The following is a 25,456-nucleotide window of genomic DNA, read 5'->3' on the forward strand; positions in this document are numbered from 1 at the left end:
TCACGCCGTGGCGAACCGCGTCAGCACCGCCTCCGGGCGCACGTCCGGCAGCGCTCGCCGGAACGCCCGGTAGTAGGCCAGCTCCTCGGCCGTCCGCAGTTCCACCTCCGGTGCCTCCGCGCGGAGTTCGGCCTCGCTCACCTGCTCGTCCAGCCGCGGGGTCAGCACGTCCTGCGCACCGCTGCCCGTGCCGAACTGCTCCTTGCGGCGCCACAGCAGATGCTCAGGGAGCCAGCCCACGAACGCCCGGCGCAGGTGGCCCTTCTCCATGCCGTCGGGCTCAAGTCCCTTCAGCTCGGGCGGCAGCGACATGGCGTGCGCGATGACCTGCGCGTCCAGGAACGGCACCCGCGCCTCGAGGCCGTGCGCCATCGTGACGCGGTCGCAGCGCTGGAGGTTCAGCCCGTGGAGGTCGCCGATGGTGCGCGCCAGCTCGGCGTCCAGTTCGGCGGGGTCGGCGTGCGCGCTGTGGTAGTAGTCGTAGCCGGCGAACAGCTCGTCCGCGCCCTCACCGGTCAGGACGGCCTTGACGTGCCGGGAGGCCAGCTCCGAGAGGAACCAGTTGGGCACCGCGCTGCGGATGAGGCTGGCGTCGAACGACTCGACGGACGCGACCACCTTGTCCAATACGGCCGTTGCCTGCTCCGCATCGAAGACGGCCTCGTGGTGCTCGGTCCCGAGGAACGCCGCCGCCTCGCGGGCCGCGAGCAGATCGGGCGAGTCCTCGGTGCCCACGGCGAACGTCTTGAGCCGCTTGCCGGCCTTGGCGTACTCGCGGGCGGCGATGGCGGCCACGACGCTGGAGTCGAGCCCGCCGGAGAGGAAGACGCCGACCTCGACGTCCGCCATGAGATGCCGGCGCACGGAGTCCACGAGAACCTCGTGGGTGGCCTTCTCGGCGATCTCGGGGACCAGATCCTGCCAGCTCTCGGCGGATTCGGCAGGACGCGTGACAGGCTCGGCGAACCGGACGATGCCGGTCTCCGGCGTCCAGTAGCAGCCGGGCGGGAACGCCTCGACCGCGGGCTGGACCTCACGCGGGAAGGCGCGCAGCTCGGACGCGAACCAGATGCAGCCGTCCTGGCGCGCCCAGTACAGGGGCTTGATGCCGATCCGGTCGCGGGCGGCGACGAAGCGGCCGTCGGGGGTGGCGGCGCACAGCGCCCACATGCCGTGGAGGCGGTCCAGAGCGGACGGGCCGTGCAGCTTCAGCAGGGCCAGGGCCGACTCGCTGTCGGACGAGGTGGTGAAGGACGCCTCTCCGAGTTCGGCGCGGATGTCGGCGTGGTTGTAGATCTCGCCGTTGCAGACGAGCGCCCAGTCGCCGGGGGTGTCGGGGGCGCTGAGGGGCTGGCGTCCGCCGTCGAGGTCGACGATCGACAGACGCGTATGGCCGAGCCAGGCGGAACGCCCGATGGACCAGTGGTCACTGTCGTCAGGGCCGCGGTGCCTGATGCCGTCCAGCATCAATCGGCCCGCGGCGCATGTATGGAGGGGGTCGGAGTCCTTGGGGGACTGGTGATAAATCGCAGCTATGCCACACATGCGCATCGACCTTAGGTGGTCAGGGCGTATAGGACAACTTGTGTTGCGCTATACGCACGCCTGCGGGAAGGTGGTCCCATGAGCAACGACGGACTCAGCAGCGTGCAGCGCGCCCTGAACGTCCTGCGCGCTCTCGGTCAGGGGCCGCTGCGCGTCCAGGAGGTGGCGAACGCGATCGGCAGGGAGAAGACGCAGGTCTCGCGCACCCTGAAGGTGCTGGCCGAGGAGGGCTTCGCCGTGCGCGACCCGGAGACGCTGGAGTATCGGCTGGGCTGGCAGTTCTTCGCCCTCGCCGCGGCCGCCGAGGACAACCCGCTGCGGCATGAGGCGCCCGGCGTGCTGCGCGCCCTCGTCCGTCAGTTCGGCGAGGCGGCGCACCTCACATCGCTGGCCGGGAACGCCGTGGTGACAGTGCTGTCGGAGCGCCCCGCCCGCACCCTCCAGGTCCACGAGCGCGTCGGCCAGACGTCCCCGCTCAACTGCACCTCCTCCGGGCGCGCCCTGCTGATGGGCCTCTCGGACGACGAGGTGGCCGCGCTGCTCGCGACTGCGGGAGAAACCCTGCCCGGCAGCGAGCGCGCGCCCCGGACCGTTCCCGCCCTGCTGGAGCGTCTTCACGAGGAGCGCCGGGCCGGTTACGTGGTGTGCGCCGAGGAGCACGAGCCCGGCCTGACCGCGGTGGCGGCGCCGGTGCTGGACTTCCGCGGGTCGCCCGTGGCCGCCGTCAACATCTCGGCGCCCACCGTCCGGCTGCCGCCCGAGGCGCTGCCGCCCGTGATCGACGCGGTGGTGGCGGCGGGCAAGCGGCTCTCGGGGATGCTGGGGTACGCCTGAACGCAGCCGGGCCGCTGATCTCGACGGTGATCGAGGCACTGGCCAGGCAGGTGCCGGCCTGGCACGACGGCCTGCGGCTGATCGACTCCATCCCGCGGCCGTGCCCTGCCTCCCGCAGGACGGTCAAGCGTCCGCCCTGGCCGGGCATGCCGACTATGGCTACTGCCGCAGCCACTCCCGGTTCTTCTGGGGCTTTCGGCTGTACCTGCTGACCACTGCCGAGGGCATGCCAGTGTCCTCGGACTCATTCATCTAGAGATAGAACCGGCTCACGGTCTCCGCGACGCAGACCGGCTTGTCGCCGCCCTCACGCTCGACCGTCACGGCCGTCGTCAGCTGGACTCCGCCCTCGACCTCGCTCACATCGGCGATCCGCGCCGTCGCCCGCACCCGCGAGCCCACCGGCACCGGTGCGGGGAAGCGGACCTTGTTGGAGCCGTAGTTGATGCCCATCCGTACGCCCTCGACCCGCAGCAGCTGGGGCACGAGCGCCGGAAGCAGCGACAGCGTGAGATAGCCGTGGGCGATGGTTGTCCCGAACGGTCCGGCCGCGGCCTTCTCCGGATCGACATGGATCCACTGGTAGTCACCGGTCGCGTCCGCGAAGAGATCGACCCGCTTCTGGTCGATCTCCAGCCAGTCGCTCGTGCCCAACTGCTCGCCGACCGCCGACCGCAGTTCGTCGAGCGATCCGAAGACCCGAGGTTCTGCCATGTCCCCTACCTCCACCGGGCGTCCCGTCCGTCCCTACGTACTAAGCAGTTGCTCAGCATGGTTCCACGACGCTCGTCTGTCAACGGTCGTAGGGTTGGGCTCCGTGCCCCAGATTCCCACCACTGTTCACGAACTCACCGTCGGGCAGCTGTCCGCCCGCAGCGGCGCAGCGGTCTCCGCGCTGCACTTCTACGAGTCCAAGGGGCTGATCAGTAGCCGCCGCACGTCGGGCAATCAGCGTCGCTACAGCCGTGACGCGCTGCGCCGGGTGGCGTTCGTCCGTGCCGCGCAGCGCGTCGGCATCCCCCTCGCCACCATCCGGGACGCGCTGGCCGAGCTGCCCGATGAGCGAACCCCCAACCGCGAGGACTGGGCCAGGCTCTCCGCGGTGTGGCGCGCGGAGCTGGACCAGCGCATCGAGCAGCTGGGCAGGCTGCGCGACCACCTCACGGACTGCATCGGCTGCGGCTGCCTCTCGCTGGACAACTGCGTGCTGTCCAACCCGGACGACGTGATCGGCGAACGGGGGAGCGGCTCGCGCCTCCTGGTCGAGCGCAAGCGCTGAGCCGCCCCGGCACGCCGCCCGGCGCGGCAGTGGCCACGCCGGATTCACCGCACGGCAGGCCTCACCAGACCGACGGACGCCGCCCCGTCCACGGGCGGGCCTCCTCCAGTTCGGCGGAGAGGGAGATCAGCGTCGTCTCCTCGCCGTACCGGCCGCCGAGCATGACGCCGATCGGGAGGCCCTCCGCCGACCAGTGCAGCGGCAGGCTCACCGCGGGCTGACCGGTGGCGTTGTACAGCGGTGTGAAGGGTGTGAAGGCGGCCATCGCCGCGAACTCCGCCGCCGGGTCGGCGTCATTGCGCAACTCGCCCACCAGCGCCGGTGGCTGCGCCAGGGTGGGCGTGAGGATCACGTCGTACCCGGTCCCGCGGGTCAGCAGCGCGTCCTCGACCAGCTGGCCGAGCATCCGGAACGCGTACAGCGCATCGGCGAACTCCCGGCCGGACACGCGGGTGCCGCACTCGCGCAGATGCCGGGTGAGCGGCTCCAGCAGCTCGTCGGACCCCGGCGGCAGCGGGCGGGTCAACGCCATCACATCCCAGACCGCCGTGAACGCGCGCCGCACCGAGTCGTCCACCGGCAAGTCCACCTCGTCCACGTGGTGGCCGAGTTCACGTAGCAGCGACGTGGCGTCGTCCGCTGCCGCCCGGCAGTCCGGATGCAACTCGACGCCCGGCACCGGTGGGGTGAGCAGCGAGACCACCCGCAGCCGCTCGGCCGGGTGCCGTCGGGCGTGGTCGAGGAAGGACTCGCCGGGCGGCAGGGCCGGGGCCCCGTACGGGTCGCCGGGCATGGTCCCGGACAGCACGTCGAGCAGCGCGGCGGCATCCGCGACCGTACGGGCGATGGGACCGGAGGTGCTCAGCCCGCTGATGTCGTGCTGCACCGGGCCTCCGCTGACCCGTCCCCGGCTCGGCTTGATCCCGTACAACCCGCAGACCGAGGAGGGGATGCGGATCGAGCCGCCGCCGTCGCTGCCGTGCGCGAGCGGTGCGAGCCCGCCCGCCACCGCGGCAGCCGCGCCGCCGCTCGACCCGCCCGCCGACCGGTCGAGGTCCCAGGGGGTGCGGGCCGGGGGCGCGACCCGGTTCTCGGTGTAGCAGGGCAGGCCGAACTCGGGGGTGTTGGTCTTGCCGAGCATCACCGTGCCGGCCGCGCGCAGTTTGGTGACGACATGGTCGTCGACGTCCGGGATGTGGTCCACGAAGGCCTGGGAGCCGAAGGTGCAGCGCACGCCCGCCACGAGGTTGAGGTCCTTCACCGGTACCGGCACCCCGTGCAGCGGGGACAGCTCGCTGCCGTCCCGTCGGGCCGACAGCGCCTGGCTCTCGGCGTCGGAGGCCTGCTTACGGGCCAGTTCGGCGGCGGGCGTGATGAAGGCGCCCAGGCCCGCGTCCAGCCGATCGATGCGTTCCAGGTAGTGCTCGGTGATCTCCACCGGCGAGAGCGTCCCCTCCCGGACTGCCTTTCCCTGCTCCAGCGCTGTCAGATCGTGCAGCTCGGCCATGCCCATCCGTCCTCTCGGCGAGTGGGTCAGATCCTCGCACTACTGGCCGGTAGTGACCAGATCCGATCCAGCGTGCCCCTGCCGTGAGAGTCAGTGGCGGCGCTGTGCAGGCCCGGCGCCCAGGACCGCTTCGGCTACGCCCGGACCAGCGCCTCGCCGGCGGATCTCTTCGCCTCCGCCAGGGCACGCGGGGCCAGTACGGGCTCGGGCACGACGATGCCGCACCCCGTGCAGACCGGCCCGCAGTCCGGATGGTGGTCCAGGCCGTGGCGCCAGACGATGCGGTCGCCGGCGCAGACCGGGCAGATCGCGCCCGGCGCCGCATCCAGTGCAGTGATGAGCCTGCGCAGCACGTCCGGCAGCGGAGCGGACGGGTGGAGCAGCGGGTCGTCGCACCAGAGGACCCCGCAGCCGCCCCACGTGCGGCGGTGCCAGCCGTCGAGGGCGCCGGGCTGGCGCAGGCCGTCGTGCTTCTCCCGCTTCCGCCGCGCCGCGAACTGCTCTTCGTACGCGAGCCATATGGTCCGCGCCTCCTCCAGTTCGGCCAGCGCGGCGACGAGCCGCTCGGGGTCGGGCTGCCGGTCCTCCGTGCCGATGCCGACCCGGGTGCACAGATGGTGCCAGGTCGCCCGGTGACCGTAAGGCGCAAATTTCTCCAGGCACTTGCGCAGGGCGGTACGCCTTCGGCGGGTCACGATCAGGGGGTCGCGCACATGCTCGGCGAGACTTCTGAATCCGGCCATCCCTTGCCACCTCCGTCATTCGCACGTTTGGCGATGAGGGTGGGACGAACGGCGCAGCAGATCGGATCCAATCGAACGCTTCATCGAGCGATGTGCGCCTCCGCTGAGATGGGGCGATTCGGAAAAGGTGACATCCGCTCACCTTCCCGCCGTGGCATACCGCCGGTAACCTCCGCACTGCCACTGGGAGGAATCAGGAGGAGCAAGGTATGCGTCGGCGCAGCCACCGCCCCACCGTCCGCAGATCGCTACGCTCCCGCAGCGTGCCGGTCGTCGTCGCCGTCCTGGCGCTCAGCGCCGGGCTCGTGTCCCCGCTGCCGCGGCCCGCGGCCGCCGAGCAGGGCTCATCCGTCGTCGATCACTGTCAGGGCCAGTGCGCCGACATCCTGCCACCCGGTCAGAACGGCAACGCCACCCTCGCCGAGATCCTTGCCCACCGGGTCTTCGGTACCCGGCCCGCGCACAGCTCCGACCAACTCGGCCGCTACAACGACCTGGTCGCCGGCCAGTCCTCGCTCACCGACGACAAACTGGCCGAATTCTTCAACGACTCCTCCTTCGGGGTGCCGAAGGACCAGGTCGGCTCCGTCATCCGGCCCCGCCCCGACGTGACGATCACCCGCGACAAGAAGACCGGCGTTCCGCACATCCAGGGCACCACCCGCGAGGGGACCGAGTTCGGCGCGGGGTACGCGGCAGGCCAGGACCGCCTCTGGCTGATCGACTTGTTCCGGCACATCGGTCGCGGTGAGTTGACCCCCTTCGCGGGCGGTGCGCGCAGCAACCAGGGACTTGAGCAGGGGTTCTGGCCGCAGGCCCCGTACACCGAGAAGGACCTTCAGGCGCAGATCGACCGGATCATCGCCACCGGCGGTGAGCGCGGCAAGCAGGCCATGGCCGACACCCAGGCTTACGTCGACGGCCTCAACGCCTACCGCAAGGACGCGAAGGACGGCCGGTACTTCCCGGGCGAGTACGTGCTCACCGGCCACATCGACGCCATCACCAACGTCGGCGAGATCGAGCCGTTCAAGGTCACCGATCTGATCGCCCTGGCCTCGGTGGTCGGCGCCCTCTTCGGCAACGGCGGTGGCGGTGAAGTGCAGTCGGCGCTGTCGTTGCTCGCCGCACAGAGCAAGTACGGCGCCGCCAAGGGCACATCGGTGTGGGAGTCCTTCCGGCAGCGCAACGACCCCGAGGCCGTGCTGACCGTGCACGACGGCAGCCGGTTCCCGTACGCGGGCAAGCCCCGGCACGCCGAGGGCACGGCGCTTCCCGACCCGGGTTCCGTCAAGCCCGAGCAACTGGTCTACGACCGCACTGGATCCGCCGCCGAGCCGCACAAGGCACCGGTGAAGGCTCCGCGGAGACTGAAGCCGCTCCAAGGCCTGCACGACGACGGGGTGCTGCCCGGGAACCTGTTCAGCACCAAGCACGGCATGTCCAACGCCCTCGTGGTCTCCGGCGACCACACGGCGAGCGGAAACCCGATCGCCGTCTTCGGGCCGCAGACCGGCTACGTCGCCCCACAGCTGCTGATGCTCCAGGAGCTCCAGGGCCCCGGCATCAGCGCCCGCGGCGCGACCTTCGCCGGCCTCGGCATGTACGTCCAACTGGGCCGGGGCCAGGACTACGCCTGGAGCGCGACCTCCGCCGGCCAGGACATCACCGACACCTACGCTCTCGAGCTGTGCGAGACAGACGGGTCCCGGCCGACCAGGGAATCCACCCACTACCGGCACCACGGTGCCTGCGTGCCCATGGAGAAGCTGGAGCGGCGTAACGCGTGGAAGCCGTCGGTCGCCGACTCCACGGCCCCGGGCTCGTACCGGATGCAGGTGTACCGCACGGCGTACGGCATCGTGACGCACCGCGCCACCGTCCGTGGTGAGCCCGTGGCCTACACCTCGCTGCGTTCCACCTACCGCCACGAGGCCGACTCCATCATCGGCTTCCAGATGCTCAACGACCCCGGCCATGTCCGCGACGCGGCCTCCTTCCAGCGCGCCGCCCAGCACATCGACTACGCCTTCAACTGGTTCTACGCCGACTCCCGGCAGACCGCGTACTACAACAGCGGACTCAACCCCGTACGGGCCGCGGCCGTCGACCCGGCGCTGCCCATCCGGGCCGAGAAGGCGTACGAGTGGCGGGACTTCGACCCGTCGGCCAACACCGCCGCCTACACGCCACCGGCCCAGCACCCGCAGTCCGTCGACCAGGACTACTACATCTCCTGGAACAACAAGCAGGCACGGGACTACTCCGCCGCGGGCTTCGGCAACGGATCCGTGCACCGCGGCGACCTGCTGGACGACCGGGTGGCGAAGCTCGTCCGGAAGGGCGGGGTGACCCGGGCCTCGCTCACCCGCGCGATGGCCGAGGCGGGCGTCACGGATCTGCGCGGTGAGGACGTGCTGCCGGAGCTGTTGCAGGTGGTACGCGGCGCGCCGGTCACCGACCCCCAGCTCAGCAAGGCCGTCCAGCAGTTGGAGGCCTGGCTGGCGGCGGGCGCGCAGCGACGCGAAACCGCCCCCGGCTCGCACACCTACGCCCACTCCGACGCCGTACGCATCATGGACGCCTGGTGGCCCCTTCTCGTCGAGGCGGAGTTCGAACCAGGGCTGGGACGCGGACTCTACGACGCCCTCCGCACGAATCTCGGGATCGACGAGTCGCCCTCGTCGGGCCACGGCTCGACCGGCTCGCATGCGGGTTCGTCGTTCCTGTTCGGCTGGTGGAGCTATGTCGACAAAGACCTGCGTCGGGTGCTGGGCGAGCCGGTGAAGGGGTGGCCGGCCAAGGCGTACTGCGGGAACGGCGAGCGGACGGCCTGCCGTGACACCTTGCTCGCGAGCCTGAAGCGAGCCGTGGACAAGTCCGCCACCGAGGTCTATCCGGGCGACTCCGACTGCAAGGCGGGCGATCAGTGGTGTGCCGACGCGATCGTCCACCGGCCGGTCGGCGGGCTCACCCACGACCTCATCCACTGGCAGAACCGGCCGACCTACCAGCAGGTCGTGGAGTTCCCCCGGCACCGGTGACAGCGGGCGTGCCGCCCGCTGCCGGGTCAATTCCATGACGGGGCGTCAATGGCAGCGACGGCACTCTCCGCTGGGAGTTGACCGGCAAGGGGCCCTGGGCGGGGCGGCGCGCCCGGCGAGATCCGGGCCGGGGCACGGTGAGTTGCCGCCCGCCCGGCTCCGCGAGGACGCGGCGAGCAGCGGCGCGGGCGGTGCTCAGCGGTAGTGGAGAAACATCCTGCGGACGGCGCGGAAGTCGGCCAGCCGGTCCTGCCAGGCCTCGACCACCTCGTCCGTCCCGGCGCCCGCGTCGATCATGGTGCGGACCGTCGCCGACCCGGTCAGCTTGTCGATCCAGCGGTCCGGGCGCCATGCGAAGCCGCTCCACACCCGCTTCGCGGTGACGAGCAGGCCGATGCCGGTGCGCACCGGGTCGTACGCCTCCCGGTCGTGGACGTGCAGTTGGACGCCCCCGACGGTCTTGCCCTGGAACTTGGAGAAGACCGGCGCGAAGTACGCCTCCCGGAAGCTGACCCCGGGCAGGTCGAGGGCGTTCACCGCCTGCGCCCACCGGCGGTCGATGCCCTCCGCGCCCAGCAGCTCGAACGGCCGTGTGGTGCCGCGCCCCTCGGAGAGGTTCGTGCCCTCGAACAGGCACGTACCGGCATAGACGAGAGCGGTCTCCGGGGTCGGCATGTTGGGGCTCGGCGGCACCCAGGGCAGCCCGGTCCGGTCGTAGAAGTCCCCGCGCCGCCAGCCGGACATCATCACCGTCTGCAGCTCGACGGCCCGGCCCGCCGCCTCGGGCAGGAACACGTCGTTGAACAGCAGTGCCAGCTCGGCCACCGTCATGCCGTGCGCCTGCGCGATCGGCTCCCGCCCCACGAAGCTCGCGTACGCCTTGTCCAGCACGGGGCCGAAGGCGTTGCGCCCGGTGATCGGGTTCGGCCGGTCGAGTACCACGAACCGCTTGCCCGCCAGGACCGCCGCGACCATGCAGTCGTAGAGCGTCCAGATGTAGGTGTAGAAGCGCGCGCCCACGTCCTGGATGTCGAAGACGACGGTGTCGACGCGGGACTTGGTGAAGATGTCCGCGAGCTCTTTGCCGCTCTTCAGGTACGTGTCGAAGACCGGCAGGCCGGTCGCCGGGTCGTCGTACCGGCCCTCGGAGCCGCCCGCCTGGGAGGTCCCCCGGAAGCCGTGCTCGGGGCCGAAGACGGCGGTGATGTTCACCCGGTCGTCGGCATGCATGACGTCCACGATGTGCCGGACGTCCGGGGTCACGCCCGTCGGGTTGGTCACCACCCCCACGCGCTGCCCGTCCAGCGGTCGGTAGCCGGATGCGGCCAGCCGCTCGAAGCCCGTACGGACCCGGCGCCGGCCGGGTGTCCCGGCTGCCTCCTCAGTACGTCGTCCGGTCGCGGCGGCGGGTGCGGCTCCCGCCGCGACCGTCCCCACGGCGCCGGTGGCGGCCAGCAGGCTCCGTCTGGAGAGATGCGATGCATCAGAAGTCGGCATGTCCGTGGACGCTAGCGCCCCCGGCCGCCCTGGGGAACGACCTCGACCGGCCACGTGTACGTGCCCCTTCCCGTACGACATACCGACCGGTTAGTCTGCCGCCAATCGAGTCGAAGGAGCGCGATCGTGAAGACCGTCCAGGACGCCGGAGTCGTCGTCACCGGAGCGGGCGGCGGCATCGGGGCCGCCCTCGCCCGCAGGTTTGCCGCCGAAGGCGCCCGGGTGGTGGTCAACGACGTGGACGCCGAGAAGGCCAAGGCCGTCGCCGAGGAGGTCGGGGGCACGGCCGTGCCCGGGGACGCCTCCGCCATCGTGTCCGAAGCCCGCGACGCGCTGGGCGGCCGGGTGGACGTCTACTGCGCCAACGCCGGGCTCGCCTCGGCCGGCGGGCCCCGCTCCCCGGAGGACGTGTGGGCCGCCGCCTGGGACGTCAATGTGATGGCGCACGTCCGGGCGGCCCGCGAGCTGCTGCCGGAGTGGCTGAAGCGGGGCAGTGGCCGGTTCGTGTCGACCGTCTCCGCGGCGGGGCTGCTCACGATGATCGGCGCGGCCCCGTACAGCGTCACCAAGCACGGCGCCCTCGCCTTCGCCGAGTGGCTCTCGCTCACCTACCGGCACCGCGGCATCCAGGTGCACGCCATCTGCCCCCAGGGTGTCCGTACGGACATGCTGCGGGCGGCCGGCAGCGCGGGGGAATTGGTCCTGGCACCGACCGCCATCGAGCCCGAGCAGGTCGCGGACGCCCTCTTCGCCGCGATGGCCGAGGAACGGTTCCTGGTCCTTCCGCACCCCGAGGTCGCGGACTTCTACACCGCGCGCGCCACCGACACCGAGCGCTGGCTGACCAACATGAACCACCTTCAGCAGAAGTGGGAGGGGGAGGCCGAATGAGCCCGTTGAGCCCGTCCAGCTATGCGTCCAAGCCCTGGCTCGCCCAGCTCACCGACGTCCAGCGGGCTCCCGCCGATCCGCCGGAGACCGTGCTGCACGCCTTCCGGGACGCCGTGCGCCGCGCGCCCGACCACACCGCGCTCGCCTACTTCGACGGGCGGCTGAGCTATCGCGAGGTCGACGAGCTGTCCGACGGCATAGCGGGTCATCTCGCCGAGCGCGGTTTCGCGCGTGACGACCGGATCGCCATCATCCTGCAGAACGTTCCGCAGTTCGTCCTCGCGCTGCTGGGGGCCTGGAAGGCCGGCGGCATCGTCGTGCCCGTCAATCCGATGTACAAGGACCGGGAGGTCGCGCACGTTCTCGCCGATGCCCGCGTCTCCGCACTGGTCTGCGCCGATCACGCCTGGGAGGCGTATCTGCGGGCCACCGCGGCCGATTCTCGGGTGGGTATCTCCCTGACCACCGGCGAGGCCGACCTTCAGACGCGCGACGACGTGCGGGTGCTGCGCGGGGAGCGCATGCCGGTGCCGGCTGGTGCCGAGGACCTGCTGGCCGTCGCGCGCGGGGGCGCAGCGGTGCCCGGCGGCCGGGAGCTCACCAGCGACGACATCGCGCTGATCAGCTACACCTCGGGCACTAGCGGCACCCCCAAGGGGGCCATGAACACCCAGGGCAACATCGCCTACAACGCCGAGCGCCAGCGCACCGGCCTCGGTCTCCCCGAAGGCAGCACGATCTTCGCTCTCGCGCCGCTCTTCCACATCACCGGCATGGTCTGCGAGCTCGCGGCCTCCCTGGCGAACGCCGGCACCCTCGCGCTCGCCTACCGCTTCGAGCCGGGCGTCGTCCTCGACGCCTTCCTCGAGTACCGGCCCGTTTACACCGTCGGCCCGTCCACGGCGTACATGGCCCTGGCGGCCCACCCCGCAGCCACGCCCGACCACTTCAGCTCCTTCCGGATGCTCTCCTCCGGCGGCGCGCCGGTGCCGCCCGCCCTGGTGGAGAAGTTCCGGGCCGGCTTCGGGGCGTACATCCGCAACGGCTACGGGCTCACCGAGTGCACCGCGCCCTGCGCCAGCGTCCCGCCGGAGAAGGAGGCGCCGGTCGACCCGATCTCGGGCACCCTGTCCGTCGGTGTGCCCGGCCCCGACACGGTCGTACGCATCGTGGACGAGCAGGGCGGGGACGTGCCCTTCGGCGAACACGGCGAGATCGCGGTGCGCGGCCCGATGGTCGTGCCCGGTTACTGGGGACGGCCCGAGGACAGCGCCGCCGCGATCCCGGACGGCGAGCTGCGTACCGGCGACATCGGCTTCATGGACGAGAACGGCTGGCTGTACGTCGTCGACCGCCTGAAGGACATGATCAACGCCTCCGGCTTCAAGGTGTGGCCGCGTGAGGTCGAGGACGTGCTCTACACTCACCCGGCCGTACGCGAGGCTGCTGTGGTGGGCGTGCCCGACACCTACCGCGGCGAGTCCGTCAAGGCGTACGTCAGTCTGCGCCCCGGGGTACCCGCCGAGTCGCAGGAGCTGGTCACGTACTGCAGGGAACGCCTCGCAGCCTACAAATATCCGCGCGAGGTGGAGGTCCTGCCGGAGTTGCCGAAGACGACGAGTGGGAAGATCCTCCGACGGGAGCTGCGCTCCCGCACATGACCCGGGCAGGATCGCAGAGGGAGAAAGAGGGGCAGGTGGCGGCGATGGCCAAGGCAATGGAGGGCGATGGGACACCCGTGCCGCAGCGGCTGCTGGCTGCAGCCACCCGTCTCTTCGCCGAGCGCGGATACGACAGGACGTCCGTCCAGGACATCGTCGAGGCGGCCGGTGTGACCAAGGGCGCGCTCTACCACTACTTCGGTTCGAAGGACGATCTGCTGCACGAGATCTACGGACGCGTGCTGAGACAGCAGCAGGAGCGGTTGGACGCCTTCGCGGGCGCCGACGCACCGGTGGAGGAGCGGCTACGCGGTGCCGCGGCCGATGTCGTGGTCACCACCATCGAGCACCTTGACGACGCGACGATCTTCTTCCGCTCGATGCACCAGCTCAGCCCGGAGAAGAACAAGCAGGTGCGGGCGGAGCGGCGGCGCTATCACGAGCGGTTCCGCGCGCTGATCGAGGAAGGGCAGAAGGCGGGGGTGTTCAGCACCTCGACCCCGGCCGACCTGGTGGTGGACTACCACTTCGGGTCCGTCCACCACCTTGCCAGCTGGTACCGCCCCGAGGGGCCACTGTCGCCCCAGCAGGTCGCCGACCACCTCGCCGACCTTCTCCTCCGAGCGCTGCGGCCTGGGGGCACCTCCCAGCGGTAGCTGGGGGAGGCCGGCACTAGGGACCCGGGTGCGGCCGGTTTGGCACCGCCGAACCACAACGTCGGGCTTCTCGCCGTCGCGGCGGGATGAGGCGCCGCTGCGGCGGCGTGCGACCAGGGGGTGTGGGGATTCCAGGCGCCGTAGCGGGGTTTTTGCCGCCGCGGCGGCGGGAACCCCAATGTTGTGGTTCGGCGGTGCCGAGCGGGCTCAGCTGGCGGTGGGTGGGGGACCCTGGCGCAGCCGGGGGAGAGCCCCCCACCGCCGGGGTGGCGGTGGGACGTCGGCGCCCCCGCCCGGAGGGCTACTCGTAGCGCTTGAGTTCGCGCCGCGCGAGTGAGCGCTGGTGGACCTCGTCCGGTCCGTCCGCGATCCGCAGCGTACGCGCGCCCGCCCACAGCTCGGCGAGCGGGAAGTCCTGGCTCACACCACCCGCGCCGTGCAGCTGCACAGCCCGGTCCAGGATGTCCACGACCGTGCGGGGCGTCGCGATCTTGATGGCCTGGATCTCGGTGTGCGCCCCCTTGTTCCCGACCGTGTCCATCAGCCAGGCCGTCTTGAGGACCAGCAGCCGCAGCTGTTCCACCGCCACCCGCGCGTCCGCGATCCACTCCTGGACCTGGCCCTGCCGCGCGAGCTGCTTGCCGAAGGCCGTACGGGACACCGCCCGGCGGCACATCAGCTCGATGGCCCGCTCGGCCATGCCGATCAGCCGCATGCAGTGGTGGATGCGGCCAGGACCGAGGCGGGCCTGGGCGATGGCGAAGCCGCTGCCCTCCTCGCCGATCAGGTTCGTTGCAGGGACGCGGACGCTGTCGAAGACGATCTCGGCGTGGCCGCCGTGGTAGTGGTCCTCGTAGCCGTAGACCTGCATCGCACGGCGGACCTCTACGCCCGGAGTGTCGCGCGGCACCAGGATCATCGACTGCTGGCGGCGGATGTCCTCCCCGTCCGGGTCGGTCTTGCCCATCACGATGAAGATCTTGCAGTCGGGGCTCATCGCCCCGGAGATGTACCACTTCCGGCCGTTGATGACGTAGTCGTCGCCGTCCCGCTCGATCCGGGTCTCGATGTTGGTGGCATCCGAGGACGCGACCTCCGGCTCCGTCATGGCGAAGGCGGACCGGATCTCTCCGGCGAGCAGCGGCTCGAGCCATTGCCTGCGCTGCTGCTCGTTCGCGAACTGGGCGAGCACCTCCATGTTTCCCGTGTCCGGGGCGGCGCAGTTGAGCGCGGTGGGGGCCAACTGCGGGCTGCGCCCGGTGATCTCGGCGAGCGGGGCGTACTGCAGGTTGGTCAGCCCGGCGCCATACTCCTCGTCGGGGAGGAAGAGGTTCCACAGGCCCTGCTTGCGGGCCTGTGCCTTCAGTTCCTCCACGATCGGCGGGGTGAGCCACGGGGAGCTGAGCCGGGCGCGCTGCTCGTCGACCACCTTCTCCGCGGGGTACACATGCTCGTCCATGAAGGCGAGCAGCTTGCCGCGCAGCTCCTCGGTACGCGCGTCGAATGCGAAGTCCATGAGTGCTCAGCCTTCCTGAAGGGTGGTGAGGCCGTTGTCGATGAAGACGGGGACGAGATCGCCCATGCGATCGAAGCCCGGGCCGACGGTCCGGCCGAGCGTGTAGCGGTAGTGGATGCCCTCGAGAATCACGGCGAGCTTGAACCAGGCGAAGGCGGTGTACCAGGCGATGTCCGAGACGTCGCGGCCGGAGCCGGTGGCGTATCGCTCGATCAGCTCGGCGGGCTCCGGGTGGCCCGGGGCGCCTGCGGTGGTGCTGACCGGCGAGTCGGACAGGTCGAGCGGCCTGCTGTACATCGCCAGCAGTCCGAGGTCGGCGAGCGGATCGCCGAGCGTGGACATCTCCCAGTCGAGGATCGCCGTGATGCGATCGTCGGCGTCGACGAGCACGTTGTCGAGGCGGTAATCACCGTGGACGACGGTCGCTGCGGTGGACCGCGGCAGGGCCTTGCCGAGCGTCGCGTGCAGCTCATCGATGCCGGCGAGCTCGCGGTTGCGGGAGGCGTCCAGCTGCTTGCCCCAGCGGCGCAGCTGGCGCTCCAGGAAGCCGTCGGGCCGCCCGAAGTCGGCAAGCCCCGCCTCCGCCGGGTGCACGGCGTGCAGGTCGACGAGGGTGTCGACCAGGCCGAGCAGCACGCCGCGGGTGCGCTCCGGGCCGAGCGTCGCGAGCTGCTCGGCGGTCCGGTAGGGCGTCCCGTCGACGAACTCCATCACGTAGCAGGGCGAACCGATGACGGACTCGTCCGGGCAGAGCAGCACCGGTGCCGGGACCGGCACGGCGGTCCGGTGCAAGGCGCTGATCACCCGGTACTCGCGGGTCATGTCATGGGCGGTGGCGAGGACATGGCCCAAGGGGGGCCGACGGACGACCCAGCGGGAGGCACCGTCGGTGACCGCGTAGGTCAGGTTCGACCGGCCGCCCTGGATCAGCTCGGCGCGCAGCGGTCCGCGCACCAGGCCCGGTCGCTCGCGGTCCAGGTGGTCGCGCAGCCGCCCGAGGTCGAGTCCTGGCGGCGCTCCCTCTGCAGGCGCTTCCCCAGCTGCCTCAGCTGCCGCCGGGGGGACTGCTGCTGGGGGCACCTCCACCGATGCCGAAGTCCCGGGGCCTCCTGCAGGGGGGACCCCAGCGGGTCGGTGGTCGTTGCTCATCCGGGCCTTCTCCTCCGCGGGACGATCGGTCGGTCAGTAGGCACCATCATGCCGACCAGTCGGTATGGCGTCCAGTGGTCCGATGCTGCCATCTGGCGTGTTGAACGAGTGCATGAATAGGGTTCATGTATGCATACGGAGCTCATCATCGACGACGTCCGGCTCACCCCGGTCCTCATGGCCGATCCACCCCTGCTCAACGTCCAGGGCGTACACCAGCCGTATACGCCCAGGCTCATCGTGGAGGTCATCACACGAGGCGGCGCGACGGGAGTGGGAGAGACCTACGGCGACGGGAAGTACCTCGAACTCGCCCGGCCGCTGGCCGAGGCCCTGCCCGGGCGCTCGGTCAGCGATGTGAACGCGCTCGTGGCACTGGCCGACGAGGTCTGCGGCGACTCGGCCCCGGTGGAGACGACCGTGGACGCGGGCGGGCTGCGCGGCGTGCAGACCACCGACAAGCTGCGGCTGTCCGTCGTCTCCGGGTTCGAGGTCGCCTGCCTGGACGCGCTGGGAAAGGCGCTGGGCCTGCCCGTGCACCGACTGCTCGGCGGCAAGGTGCGTGACCACGTCGAGTACAGCGGGTACCTCTTCTACCGCTGGGCCGAGCACCCCGAGGGCGGGGAGCGCGACGACTGGGGAGCGGCGCTCGACCCGGCTGGAGTCGTCGCGCAGGCCCGCCGGTTCGCCGACACCTACGGCTTCCGCTCCTTCAAGCTCAAAGGCGGGGTGTTTCCGCCCGACGAGGAGATCGCCGCGGTGCGTGCCCTCGCCCGGACACTGCCGGGGCACCCGCTGCGCCTGGACCCCAATGGCGCCTGGTCCGTCGGGACGTCGCTGCGCGTGGCCGACGAACTGCGGGACATCCTCGAGTACCTGGAGGACCCCACCAGCGGTACGGACCGGATGGCCGAGGTCGCCGCCCGCGCAGGACTTCCGCTCGCCACCAATATGTGCGTGACCACGGTGCCCGAGGTCCGGGAGGCCTTCACCCGCGGTGCGGTCCAGGTCGTGCTCTGCGACCACCACTACTGGGGCGGGCTGATACGTACCCGCGAACTCGCCGCGATCTGCCGCGCCTTCGGCGTCGGGCTCTCCATGCACTCCAACACGCACCTGGGCATCAGCCTCGCCGCCATGACGCACGTCGCCGCGACCGTACCGGTGCTCGACTACGCCTGCGACACCCACTACCCCTGGCAGCGCGAGGACGTCATCACCGAGCGGCATGCCTTCCGCGACGGCCGGCTCGAGGTGTCGGACGCCCCGGGCCTGGGTGTCGAACTGGACCGCGCCGCGCTCGCCGTGCTCCACAAGCGCTGGCTCGACGACGACGGGACGATGCGCGAGCGCGACGACGCGGCCGCCATGCGCAAGGCCGATCCGGGCTGGACGACGCCCGCCGTGCCGCGCTGGTGACGTGCCCCCGCACGATGCGCACCCCATCAAGGCCGAGGCTCAGTGCGGGATGTCGGGGAAGTCGGGCGTGTCGTCAGCGATCCGGGCGAGCGCCCGGTCGACGATCTCCTCCGGACCGCCGTCGACCGGGACCGTCGCTCCCCGCTCGTCCGCATCCAGCGGCTCCAGGTCCGCGAACTGCGAGTGCAGCAGGCCCGTCGGCATGAAGTGGCCCGTGCGCCGGGCGAGTCGATGCTCGATCAACTCGTACGAGCCCGTGAGGTGCAGGAAGAACACCTCGGGCACGGCCTGCGCCAGCCGGTCCCGGTAGCTGCGCTTGAGCGCGGAGCAGCTGACCACCCCGCCCTTCCCGGACCGCTGGGTGAGCCAGACGGCGATGGCGTCCAGCCACGGGCGGCGGTCCGCGTCGTCGAGCGGTCTGCCGGCTGACATCTTGGCGATGTTCTCGGCGGGGTGGAATCCGTCGGCCTCCGCGTACGGGAGTCCGAGCCGGTCGGCGAGCAGCTCGCCGATCGTCGTCTTGCCCGAGCCCGATACGCCCATGACGACGACCAGGGGCGGCGCCGCGTCCGCCGGCTGCCGACCCGTCCTGATCATGCTGCCTCCCGTGCCTCCCCGGTCTCGTTGCGCGGGACCATCACACCACGACCGCGACGCCCAGCAGACCCAGCGCGATCGTGCAGCCCACCGCGGCCACGGCCGTCCGTGGAGCCAGTGCGGGCGGCCGTGGCACGTCCAGGGAGCGGATGCGGCGGTGCGCCACGGCGAGGAGGACCGCCAGGGTGAGCGCGCCGAGGGCCACCGCCACGGCCGCGAGCGGTGACGGCGTCCCGCCATGCAGTGCCTGACGCCCCGCCAGCAGTGCGGCCACCGCGTACGTCAGGGTCGTACGCCGCCACGCCAGCCGGGTCCGCTCCGGCTGCAGCCCGGCATCTCGTACCCCGGGTCTCATCAGTCGGCCCAGCCCGCGGCCACGGCGACCACCATCACCACCGCCATCACGCCGATCGCCAGCGCCAGGACGGAAGGGAAGTGTGAGACCGGCAGGTCCTCGCCGCGCCGCATCGCCCGCTCGCAGCGCACCCAGTGGTTGACGGCCCGCAGCGCGCACAGGGCACCGATCGCCAGCAGCAGCAGGGCGAGCGAGACACGCAGCCCGCGGTGCAGGTCCGGCAGGAACTGGGCGACCGCGAAACCGCCGCCTACCAGCGCCAGCGCAGTGCGCAGCCAGGCCAGGAAGGTGCGTTCGTTCGCCAGGGAGAATCGGTAGTCGGGCGTCTCGCCCTCATCGCGAATCCGCGCAGGAGACCACCACAGCCGGACCCCGGCGGCCGCCGAGCTCAGTCGGTCGGATACCGCCTTCGCGGAAAGGGGCACGCCGCGCACCCCTACCGGCCGTGCCACTGCTGGAGTCTGCGGTACGCCTCCAGGCCGTCCGGCACCCACTCCCACTGCGGGAGCCTGTGCTCCAGCTCCTCCTCTGTGAGGAAGGCGTGCCAGGCGACCTCCTCCGGTTGCGGGCTGACCGGCAGCGTGCAGCGGGCCTCGAAGACGGACGACCACCAGGTGTGCTCGGGGGTCTCGTACAGGAACCTGAACAGCGGTACGGGCTGGGGGAGTCCCGACACGCCGAGTTCCTCCTCCGCCTCGCGCAGCGCGGCCTGCTCGTATGACTCGCCGGCGCCGACCACTCCGCCGACGAACATGTCGTACAGCGACGGGAAGACGAGTTTCTGCGGGGTCCGGCGGTGGACGAAGGTCCGGCCGTCTGCGTCCCGGGCGCGGACGAAGACGCAGCGGTGCCGGAGCCTGCGTGCCATCGCCTCGCCACGGCGGGCCCGGCCGATCACCTGGTCCTGCTCGTCCACGATGTCCAGCAGTTCTTCCGCTGAGCTCGGTGTCACTTCGGCCATGCCGCCATCCAAGCACGTGCGGCGCGCCTCGGTCGCCCAGCTCACGCTGGGGGTGCCTCAGGCGCCGTGGCCCGCGGCCTCGGCTCAGCCAAGCGCCTTCAGCCCTCGTGCCGGTCCGCGCTCCGCTTCCCGTGCTCGCGCGGGTGCCCTTCACCGTGCTGGTCGCCGCGCCCGTGGTCCCCGTCCTGGCCAGAGCGGCGGTCGCCGTCCTCGCGGTCCTCAGCGTGCCGGCCGCCGTCGTGCTGCCCGTGCCGGTGGTGCCACCCGTGGTGGCGCGAGTTCGTCCGCCCTTGGGTGCGGGCCGTGGGCCGGTGGGCGACCGGACCTCTGGGGGACGGGCGTGAGCGGGCGGGTGCGGTACGGAGACCGGGCGCGGGGGCGGAGGGCTCCGCCGCATGCTTCGTACGCTCCCGGGGCGGCGCGGACGTGCGCCCCCCGTCGGGCAGACCGCCCGGGCCGGCCCCGCTCCCCGGTGGAGCTGAGGCTGCCGCCGGCCGGTCCGCGCCCGGGACGGGTGTCTCCGCGCCCGGTACAGGCGTGACGTCCTTACCTGGTACGGGCGTCACGTCCGCACCCGGTGCGGGAGTCGCGTCCGGGCTCGCGACCGCATCGCGTGCGGCTCCTCCGGCCCCCGGCGGCTGACTGGGCAGCAGCATGGCGAGGGCCGCGGCCGTGCCGACCGCGATCAGCACGATCGCCCCCGCCGTACGTCTGCGGTATGGCGCCCATGGTGCGGGATGGGGCTCCAGGACCGTCCCCTTGATGACCTGCGGCCCGCCGGTGGCCAGGCCGTGCTCGACCGGTCGCGGCGCGGGGATGACCCGGGTGGGGCTCATCGGGCGCAGGGACGGGAAGGCCGGTCCTTCACCCCCGGACGGGGAAGCCGGTCCTTCGTACCCGGACGCGCCGTGAGATCCGGATGCACCGTGGGACGTGGATGCACCGTGAGACATGGGCCCGGATCTTTCACCTCCCGCCCGGCCCTGTCCAATGAGTGCAGAAACGAAGTGGCAGTCGGCGAAGGGAAGTTGGGGGCAAGGTGATGCCGAGGTGCCGGAGGCGGTCCGGCGAGTCGAACCCTCCAGGTGGGACGCTTTCCGGCGAGCTGCGCGGCGGGAACCGCCACCCGCGACCGCCGGTCGGATTCGCTCTCCCGGCAGACGCACCACCGCGCCCGGCGTGACACGATTCGGGGATGTCTCGTCGTCGATGTTGACGGTCGATATTGACGCGGCGCCCCGCGGTCCCGAAGATCGTACGCACGGTAACCCCGCGCAGTTCGCGCTCCGAAGGATGGAAAACCATGGCGTACGACGCTGATGTGATCGTGATCGGTGCGGGGCTCGCCGGCCTGGCGGCCACGGCCGAGCTCGCCGATGCCGGACGCCGCGTCATCCTGCTCGACCAGGAGCCCGAAGCCTCCCTCGGCGGCCAGGCGCACTGGTCCTTCGGCGGCCTCTTCTTCGTCGACTCGCCCGAGCAACGCCGGATGCGCATCCGCGACAGCCATGACCTCGCCTGGCAGGACTGGCTGGGTACGGCGGGCTTCGACCGCCCCGAGGACCACTGGCCCCGACGCTGGGCAGAGGCCTATGTCGACTTCGCGGCGGGGGAGAAGCGGGCCTGGCTGCGCGCCCTGGGCGTACGGATCTTCCCGGTCGTCGGCTGGGCGGAGCGCGGCGGCTACGACGCCACCGGGCACGGCAACTCGGTCCCCCGGTTCCACATCACCTGGGGCACCGGCCCGGGCCTCGTCGAGCCCTTCGAGCGGCGGGTGCGAGCGGCCGCCGACCGCGGCCTGGTCGACCTGCGTTTCCGTCACCGGGTCACCGGTCTCTCCCGTACTGCGGGCACGGTGGACACCGTCAGCGGTGAGGTCCTGGAGCCGAGTGACGCCGGGCGCGGCACCGCCAGCAGCCGGGAGGTCTCCGGCTCCTTCGAGCTGCGGGCGCAGGCGGTGATCGTCACCTCCGGTGGCATCGGCGGCAACCACGACCTCGTACGCCGCAACTGGCCCGAACGGTTGGGCAGTCCGCCGGAGCGGATGCTCTCCGGCGTCCCGGCGCACGTCGACGGCGAGATGCTCGGCATCTCCGAGGCGGCCGGCGCCCGGTTGATCAACCGGGACCGGATGTGGCACTACACCGAGGGAATCGAGAACTGGAACCCGATCTGGGCCCGGCACGGCATCCGCATCCTCCCCGGGCCCTCCTCGCTGTGGCTGGACGCGCGCGGCCGGCGGCTGCCGGTGCCGCTGTTCCCGGGCTTCGACACCCTCGGCACGCTCGCCCACATCATGAAGACGGGGTACGACTACACCTGGTTCGTGCTGGACCAGCGGATCATCGGCAAGGAGTTCGCGCTGTCGGGCTCCGAGCAGAACCCCGACCTGACGGGCCGCAGCGTGCGCGAGGTGATCGGCCGGGCGCGGACCGACGTACCCGGCCCGGTCAAGGCATTCATGGACCACGGCGTCGACTTCGTCGTCGAGAAGGACCTCGGTGCGCTCGTCCAGGGCATGAACGCACTCACCAAGGAATCGCTGATCGACGAAGCGGAGCTGCGCCGCGAAATCACCGCACGGGACCGCGAGATCGCCAACCCCTTCACCAAGGACCTCCAGGTGATGGCCGTGCGCTCGGCCCGAAGTTACCTCGGTGACAAGCTCATTCGTACTGCCGCCCCGCACCGCATCCTCGACCCGAAGGCCGGCCCGCTGATCGCCGTACGCCTGAACATCCTCACCCGCAAGACCCTCGGCGGGCTGGAGACCGACCTGTCCTCGCGGGTGCTCGGCGACGGCGGAGAGCCGTTGCCCGGCGTCTACGCCGCGGGCGAGGTGGCCGGTTTCGGCGGCGGCGGGATGCACGGCTACCGCTCTCTGGAAGGCACCTTCCTCGGCGGCTGTCTGTTCTCCGGACGTACGGCGGGCAGGGCGGCCGCCGAGGCGGTCGGGTAGCGTACCCTTTACGCCTCCGTCGAAGCCGCCATTACTTCGGATCTGTCCACCATGCCGGACATAGCGGGGAGTTGGAGGAGTGGAAGGATCCTCTTCCGGCCTTGACGCGGCCCAGTGACAGACGATTTGCTGTGCGTGATCATTGGCCGCCGGTGAGGCGTGACCACCCTCACCTCACACGCCGTCATATCTGCTCAAAAACGCCCCAGTTGGGGCAGAAAGTGGCGTGCGTCGTGGAGGAGACTGACGATGACGCCCCCTCCGCCCCTGGGCCGGTCCTGGCGCCGGGACGGTGTGACCTTCGATCCGGCTCTCGACGACCCGGCCCTCGCGCGCGCCCGTGACGCCCTCGCCCAGGGCCGGTGGACCGAGGCCCGGACGCTGCTCGCCATGACCGGCGAGGACTGGGACCGTCGCGGGCACCGGCTCATCGTTCTCGCCGAAGGCTCCACCAGCGCCACCTGGGCCCAGGAGTGGAAGCTGGCCGAACCCGACAGCGCCGACGCCGCCGCGCTGTTCGCCTGCGCCACCGTGTTCCGCGCGCTGCGTGGCAAGGTCGGCGCGGATGCGGCCCGCGAGGCGTGCCGGGCCGCGGCGCGGATGGCCCCGGCCGACCCCACGCCCTGGCTCGGCCTGCTGATCCTGGTGCGCCGCAGCGGCACCGACGACGAACGGCTGCAGGTCTTCGACCAGGTGCGCGGCCGCCACCGCGAGCACCATCACGCCCACCATCTGATGACGGCCTGCCTGGCGGAGCGTCAGCAGGGAGACCGTGACGACCCGTTCCACGAGGTGTACGACTTCGCCGCCTGGGCCGCCGATCAGGCTCCCGCCGACTCCCCGCTCGCCGTCCTTCCGGTCGTCGCGCACACCGAGCGCTACCGGGTGCTCGCCCGGGCCGGGATCGAGCCGGACGACCCGGCCCGGTCGGGGCACTGGATCACCCGCCGCGCCCGGCAGGCCATGAAGGCCGCCTTCGACTGGTGGCTGGAATGGGAGGGCGAGAACCATCCCCGGCATCTGGTCGATCTCAACTTCCTGGCTCACGCCACGGTGTACGAGGGGCGGATGGCCGAGGCTGCCGCCCTGTTCAACCGGATCGGACCGTACGCCTGCACCGTCCCGTGGTCCTATCCGGACCGCGATCCGAGGAAGGCGTTCCGCGCTGCGCGCCGCGCCGCACTCGGCTCCTCGTAACACGTAACACGTAACACCCGGCACCACCGAAGTCCCCGCCGCCTCCACGGGAAGGACCTCTGCCATGCTGACGGGCCACAGCACCGGGATCCGCACGTTCAAAGGCCAGGACAGAGCGCTGCGCGCCGACCGGATCGGGACGGCGGGGCTGCTGCTCGCGGTGCTCGCCGCCAGCGCCCCGCTCATGGTGGTGGCGGGCGTCATGCCGACCGCGTTCGCGGTGATGGGGATCGTCGGACAGCCGCTGCTGTTCGTGCTCCTCGGAGTGGTGCTCGCCCTGTTCAGCGTCGGCTACGCGGAGATGAGCCGGCACGTCCACAACGCCGGGGCGTTCTACGCCTATATCGCTCGCGGCCTCGGCGGCACGGCCGGCGCGGGCGCTGCCGTCCTCGCCCTTGTCTCGTACAGCGCGATGCAGGTCGGCGTCTACGGCATCTTCGGCCATGAGCTGACCGTCCTGCTTAACGCCCATCTGCAGATCACCATCGAGTGGTGGGTACCCGCCCTCGCCGGAGTCGCCCTCGTCGGCGTCCTCGGCTGGCTGAAGATCGACCTCAACGTCAAGGTGCTCGGTGTACTGCTGCTGGTCGAGTGCTTCATGGTCGTCGTGTTCGACGTCGCCGCCGTCATCGACCCCGCCGCCGAAGGCCTGTCCCTGCACGCCTTCGACCCCGCGACGCTGACCGGCGCCGGGCTCGGCACCGCCCTGTGCTTCTGCATTGCCAGCTTCGTCGGCTTCGAGCAGCCCGCCGTGTACGCCGAGGAAGCCAGCCGTCCCCATGTCGTCGTCGCCCGAGTGACCTTGGTCGTGGTCGGTTTCGCCACGGTCTTCTTCACCGTGAGCTCCTGGGCGATCAGCGTCGCCACCGGACCGTCCGAGGTCGTCCTGACCGCGCAGAAGCAGGGTCCGGGGCTGCTGTTCGCGCTCACCGAGTCCCGGCTCGGCACCGGCTTCGCGGACGTCCTCCACCTCTTCTTCGTGACGGGCATGTTCGCCTGCATGCTCAGCTTCCATCACGTCGTCGCCCGCTACGCCTTCGCCATGGGGCGCGAGGGCCTGCTGCCCGCCGCCTTCGGCGGCACCAGCCGGACGAGCGGCGCGCCCGCGCTCGGCTCACTGCTGCAGTCCGCGGTGTCCCTGATCGTCGTCATCGCGTTCGCGGTCAGCGACGACAACCCGATCGGCGATCCCACCGTCCCCGTGCTCCGCTTGTTCGCCTGGTCGGGCAATGTCGGCGCGCTGGGCGTCATCGTCCTTCTGGTGACCACCTCCGTCGCCGTCGCCGCCTTCTTCGTCCGCCGCGGCGCGGTACGCTCCCAGGCCTGGCGCATCTTTGCCTCCGCCGTGTCGGGCGTCGCGCTGGCCGTGATCGCGGTGTACGCGGTCAAGGACTTCTATGTGCTGGTGGGCACCGGGCCGAGCTCGTCCCTGAGATGGATCCTGCCCGGCATCATCGGCGCCGCCATCGTGATCGGCGTCGGCTACGGGTTGGTGCTGCGCTCCGTCAAGCCCGGACTGCACAGCCGGATCGGGCTGAGCAACGAAGCCTTCCAACTGGACAAGGCCGCCTCCACCGCGGGTACGACGGCACCGAACTGACGGTCCCCCGTACCGTGACCGAAGGCCGCGCTCGCCCGGCGCTCCG

At 71.2% G+C, this 25,456-nt stretch carries 22 protein-coding genes and 1 pseudogene; 11 read left to right on the forward strand and 12 right to left on the reverse strand.

Annotated elements, in window-relative coordinates:
* Positions 1-1,545: an asparagine synthase (glutamine-hydrolyzing) gene (gene asnB / locus ACTWQI_RS27685; protein ID WP_443274508.1), complete on the reverse strand. Its 1,545-nt coding sequence runs from the start codon at positions 1,543-1,545 to the stop codon at positions 1-3.
* A 78-nt stretch (positions 1,546-1,623) separates the two neighbouring features.
* Here asnB and ACTWQI_RS27690 point away from each other — a divergent pair, with 78 nt between their 5' ends.
* Complete coding sequence (locus ACTWQI_RS27690; protein WP_443274510.1) at positions 1,624-2,379, forward strand: IclR family transcriptional regulator; 756 nt, start codon at positions 1,624-1,626, stop codon at positions 2,377-2,379.
* Positions 2,373-2,614: pseudogene (locus ACTWQI_RS27695) on the forward strand (IS982 family transposase); the annotation flags it as partial. The gene ACTWQI_RS27690 and the pseudogene ACTWQI_RS27695, both read left to right, overlap by 7 nt.
* A 17-nt stretch (positions 2,615-2,631) precedes the next feature.
* Here the strand turns inward: ACTWQI_RS27695 and ACTWQI_RS27700 are convergent.
* Entirely contained in the window at positions 2,632-3,093 is a 462-nt protein-coding gene (locus ACTWQI_RS27700) for a MaoC family dehydratase (protein ID WP_443274512.1), read from the reverse strand.
* 103 nt (positions 3,094-3,196) lie between these two features.
* On the opposite strand from ACTWQI_RS27700, the gene soxR reads away from it, so the two are divergent.
* The gene (gene soxR, locus ACTWQI_RS27705) at positions 3,197-3,658 is read left to right on the forward strand and encodes a redox-sensitive transcriptional activator SoxR (RefSeq protein ID WP_443274514.1); all 462 of its coding nucleotides are present in this window, start codon (positions 3,197-3,199) and stop codon (positions 3,656-3,658) included.
* A 61-nt stretch (positions 3,659-3,719) separates the two neighbouring features.
* On the opposite strand, the gene ACTWQI_RS27710 is transcribed toward soxR, so the two are convergent.
* Positions 3,720-5,165, reverse strand: coding sequence for an amidase (locus ACTWQI_RS27710; protein WP_443274516.1), 1,446 nt, complete (start codon positions 5,163-5,165; stop codon positions 3,720-3,722).
* 134 nt (positions 5,166-5,299) lie between these two features.
* Positions 5,300-5,908 (reverse strand): hypothetical protein, encoded by a 609-nt coding sequence (locus ACTWQI_RS27715; protein ID WP_443274518.1) that lies wholly within the window; start codon positions 5,906-5,908, stop codon positions 5,300-5,302.
* Between the two features lie 209 nt (positions 5,909-6,117).
* On the opposite strand from ACTWQI_RS27715, the gene ACTWQI_RS27720 reads away from it, so the two are divergent.
* Positions 6,118-8,952 (forward strand): penicillin acylase family protein, encoded by a 2,835-nt coding sequence (locus tag ACTWQI_RS27720; protein ID WP_443274520.1) that lies wholly within the window; start codon positions 6,118-6,120, stop codon positions 8,950-8,952.
* A 195-nt stretch (positions 8,953-9,147) separates the two neighbouring features.
* On the opposite strand, the gene ACTWQI_RS27725 is transcribed toward ACTWQI_RS27720, so the two are convergent.
* Entirely contained in the window at positions 9,148-10,449 is a 1,302-nt protein-coding gene (locus tag ACTWQI_RS27725) for an exo-beta-N-acetylmuramidase NamZ family protein (protein WP_443274522.1), read from the reverse strand.
* A 123-nt stretch (positions 10,450-10,572) separates the two neighbouring features.
* On the opposite strand from ACTWQI_RS27725, the gene ACTWQI_RS27730 reads away from it, so the two are divergent.
* From ACTWQI_RS27730 to ACTWQI_RS27740, 3 genes are read left to right on the forward strand one after another with little or no spacing between them, the layout of a single operon-like run.
* On the forward strand, positions 10,573-11,340 hold the full coding sequence (locus ACTWQI_RS27730) for an SDR family oxidoreductase (protein WP_443274556.1): 768 nt from the start codon (positions 10,573-10,575) through the stop codon (positions 11,338-11,340).
* Entirely contained in the window at positions 11,337-13,001 is a 1,665-nt protein-coding gene (locus tag ACTWQI_RS27735; protein ID WP_443274524.1) for an AMP-binding protein, read from the forward strand. The genes ACTWQI_RS27730 and ACTWQI_RS27735 overlap by 4 nt, the downstream gene beginning before the upstream one ends.
* A 44-nt stretch (positions 13,002-13,045) precedes the next feature.
* On the forward strand, positions 13,046-13,657 hold the full coding sequence (locus tag ACTWQI_RS27740; RefSeq protein WP_443274526.1) for a TetR/AcrR family transcriptional regulator: 612 nt from the start codon (positions 13,046-13,048) through the stop codon (positions 13,655-13,657).
* A gap of 301 nt (positions 13,658-13,958) precedes the next feature.
* On the opposite strand, the gene ACTWQI_RS27745 is transcribed toward ACTWQI_RS27740, so the two are convergent.
* On the reverse strand, positions 13,959-15,173 hold the full coding sequence (locus ACTWQI_RS27745; RefSeq protein ID WP_443274528.1) for an acyl-CoA dehydrogenase: 1,215 nt from the start codon (positions 15,171-15,173) through the stop codon (positions 13,959-13,961).
* A 6-nt stretch (positions 15,174-15,179) separates the two neighbouring features.
* Complete coding sequence (locus ACTWQI_RS27750; RefSeq protein ID WP_443274558.1) at positions 15,180-16,163, reverse strand: phosphotransferase family protein; 984 nt, start codon at positions 16,161-16,163, stop codon at positions 15,180-15,182.
* A 288-nt stretch (positions 16,164-16,451) separates the two neighbouring features.
* Here ACTWQI_RS27750 and ACTWQI_RS27755 point away from each other — a divergent pair, with 288 nt between their 5' ends.
* On the forward strand, positions 16,452-17,741 hold the full coding sequence (locus ACTWQI_RS27755; RefSeq protein WP_443274530.1) for a glucarate dehydratase family protein: 1,290 nt from the start codon (positions 16,452-16,454) through the stop codon (positions 17,739-17,741).
* 39 nt (positions 17,742-17,780) lie between these two features.
* On the opposite strand, the gene ACTWQI_RS27760 is transcribed toward ACTWQI_RS27755, so the two are convergent.
* From ACTWQI_RS27760 to ACTWQI_RS27780, 5 genes are all read right to left on the reverse strand, one after another.
* On the reverse strand, positions 17,781-18,338 hold the full coding sequence (locus tag ACTWQI_RS27760) for a gluconokinase (RefSeq protein WP_443274531.1): 558 nt from the start codon (positions 18,336-18,338) through the stop codon (positions 17,781-17,783).
* A 40-nt stretch (positions 18,339-18,378) separates the two neighbouring features.
* On the reverse strand, positions 18,379-18,693 hold the full coding sequence (locus ACTWQI_RS27765; protein ID WP_443274533.1) for a DUF202 domain-containing protein: 315 nt from the start codon (positions 18,691-18,693) through the stop codon (positions 18,379-18,381).
* Positions 18,693-19,118: a YidH family protein gene (locus tag ACTWQI_RS27770; RefSeq protein ID WP_443274535.1), complete on the reverse strand. Its 426-nt coding sequence runs from the start codon at positions 19,116-19,118 to the stop codon at positions 18,693-18,695. The genes ACTWQI_RS27765 and ACTWQI_RS27770 overlap by 1 nt, the downstream gene beginning before the upstream one ends.
* Before the next feature lie 11 nt (positions 19,119-19,129).
* Positions 19,130-19,654: an NUDIX hydrolase gene (locus ACTWQI_RS27775; RefSeq protein ID WP_443274537.1), complete on the reverse strand. Its 525-nt coding sequence runs from the start codon at positions 19,652-19,654 to the stop codon at positions 19,130-19,132.
* 98 nt (positions 19,655-19,752) lie between these two features.
* On the reverse strand, positions 19,753-20,490 hold the full coding sequence (locus ACTWQI_RS27780; RefSeq protein WP_443274538.1) for a hypothetical protein: 738 nt from the start codon (positions 20,488-20,490) through the stop codon (positions 19,753-19,755).
* Between the two features lie 467 nt (positions 20,491-20,957).
* Here ACTWQI_RS27780 and ACTWQI_RS27785 point away from each other — a divergent pair, with 467 nt between their 5' ends.
* The 3 genes from ACTWQI_RS27785 (at position 20,958) to ACTWQI_RS27795 (ending at position 25,410) form a co-directional block, all read left to right on the forward strand.
* A complete protein-coding gene (locus ACTWQI_RS27785; protein WP_443274540.1) occupies positions 20,958-22,613 on the forward strand; it encodes an FAD-binding dehydrogenase in 1,656 nt (551 codons plus the stop codon).
* 249 nt (positions 22,614-22,862) lie between these two features.
* The gene (locus ACTWQI_RS27790) at positions 22,863-23,810 is read left to right on the forward strand and encodes a hypothetical protein (RefSeq protein ID WP_443274542.1); all 948 of its coding nucleotides are present in this window, start codon (positions 22,863-22,865) and stop codon (positions 23,808-23,810) included.
* Positions 23,811-23,874: 64 nt separating this feature from the next.
* Positions 23,875-25,410, forward strand: coding sequence for an APC family permease (locus ACTWQI_RS27795; RefSeq protein WP_443274543.1), 1,536 nt, complete (start codon positions 23,875-23,877; stop codon positions 25,408-25,410).
* Positions 25,411-25,456: the final 46 nt, after the last annotated feature.

This window comes from Streptomyces sp. KR80, assembly GCF_052245555.1.
GTDB lineage: Bacteria > Actinomycetota > Actinomycetes > Streptomycetales > Streptomycetaceae > Streptomyces.

Coding starts and splice junctions, on each gene's coding strand:
- ACTWQI_RS27735 (WP_443274524.1), top strand. CDS start 11,337: ATGAGCCCGTTGAGCCCGTCCAGCTATGCGTCCAAGCCCTGGCTCGCC.
- ACTWQI_RS27710 (WP_443274516.1), bottom strand. CDS start 5,165: ATGGCCGAGCTGCACGATCTGACAGCGCTGGAGCAGGGAAAGGCAGTC.
- ACTWQI_RS27745 (WP_443274528.1), bottom strand. CDS start 15,173: ATGGACTTCGCATTCGACGCGCGTACCGAGGAGCTGCGCGGCAAGCTG.
- ACTWQI_RS27780 (WP_443274538.1), bottom strand. CDS start 20,490: ATGAGCCCCACCCGGGTCATCCCCGCGCCGCGACCGGTCGAGCACGGC.
- ACTWQI_RS27740 (WP_443274526.1), top strand. CDS start 13,046: ATGGCCAAGGCAATGGAGGGCGATGGGACACCCGTGCCGCAGCGGCTG.
- ACTWQI_RS27760 (WP_443274531.1), bottom strand. CDS start 18,338: ATGATCAGGACGGGTCGGCAGCCGGCGGACGCGGCGCCGCCCCTGGTC.
- ACTWQI_RS27765 (WP_443274533.1), bottom strand. CDS start 18,693: ATGAGACCCGGGGTACGAGATGCCGGGCTGCAGCCGGAGCGGACCCGG.
- ACTWQI_RS27790 (WP_443274542.1), top strand. CDS start 22,863: ATGACGCCCCCTCCGCCCCTGGGCCGGTCCTGGCGCCGGGACGGTGTG.
- ACTWQI_RS27795 (WP_443274543.1), top strand. CDS start 23,875: ATGCTGACGGGCCACAGCACCGGGATCCGCACGTTCAAAGGCCAGGAC.
- ACTWQI_RS27690 (WP_443274510.1), top strand. CDS start 1,624: ATGAGCAACGACGGACTCAGCAGCGTGCAGCGCGCCCTGAACGTCCTG.
- ACTWQI_RS27785 (WP_443274540.1), top strand. CDS start 20,958: ATGGCGTACGACGCTGATGTGATCGTGATCGGTGCGGGGCTCGCCGGC.
- ACTWQI_RS27700 (WP_443274512.1), bottom strand. CDS start 3,093: ATGGCAGAACCTCGGGTCTTCGGATCGCTCGACGAACTGCGGTCGGCG.
- ACTWQI_RS27775 (WP_443274537.1), bottom strand. CDS start 19,654: ATGGCCGAAGTGACACCGAGCTCAGCGGAAGAACTGCTGGACATCGTG.
- ACTWQI_RS27720 (WP_443274520.1), top strand. CDS start 6,118: ATGCGTCGGCGCAGCCACCGCCCCACCGTCCGCAGATCGCTACGCTCC.
- ACTWQI_RS27725 (WP_443274522.1), bottom strand. CDS start 10,449: ATGCCGACTTCTGATGCATCGCATCTCTCCAGACGGAGCCTGCTGGCC.
- ACTWQI_RS27755 (WP_443274530.1), top strand. CDS start 16,452: ATGCATACGGAGCTCATCATCGACGACGTCCGGCTCACCCCGGTCCTC.
- ACTWQI_RS27715 (WP_443274518.1), bottom strand. CDS start 5,908: ATGGCCGGATTCAGAAGTCTCGCCGAGCATGTGCGCGACCCCCTGATC.
- asnB (WP_443274508.1), bottom strand. CDS start 1,545: ATGTGTGGCATAGCTGCGATTTATCACCAGTCCCCCAAGGACTCCGAC.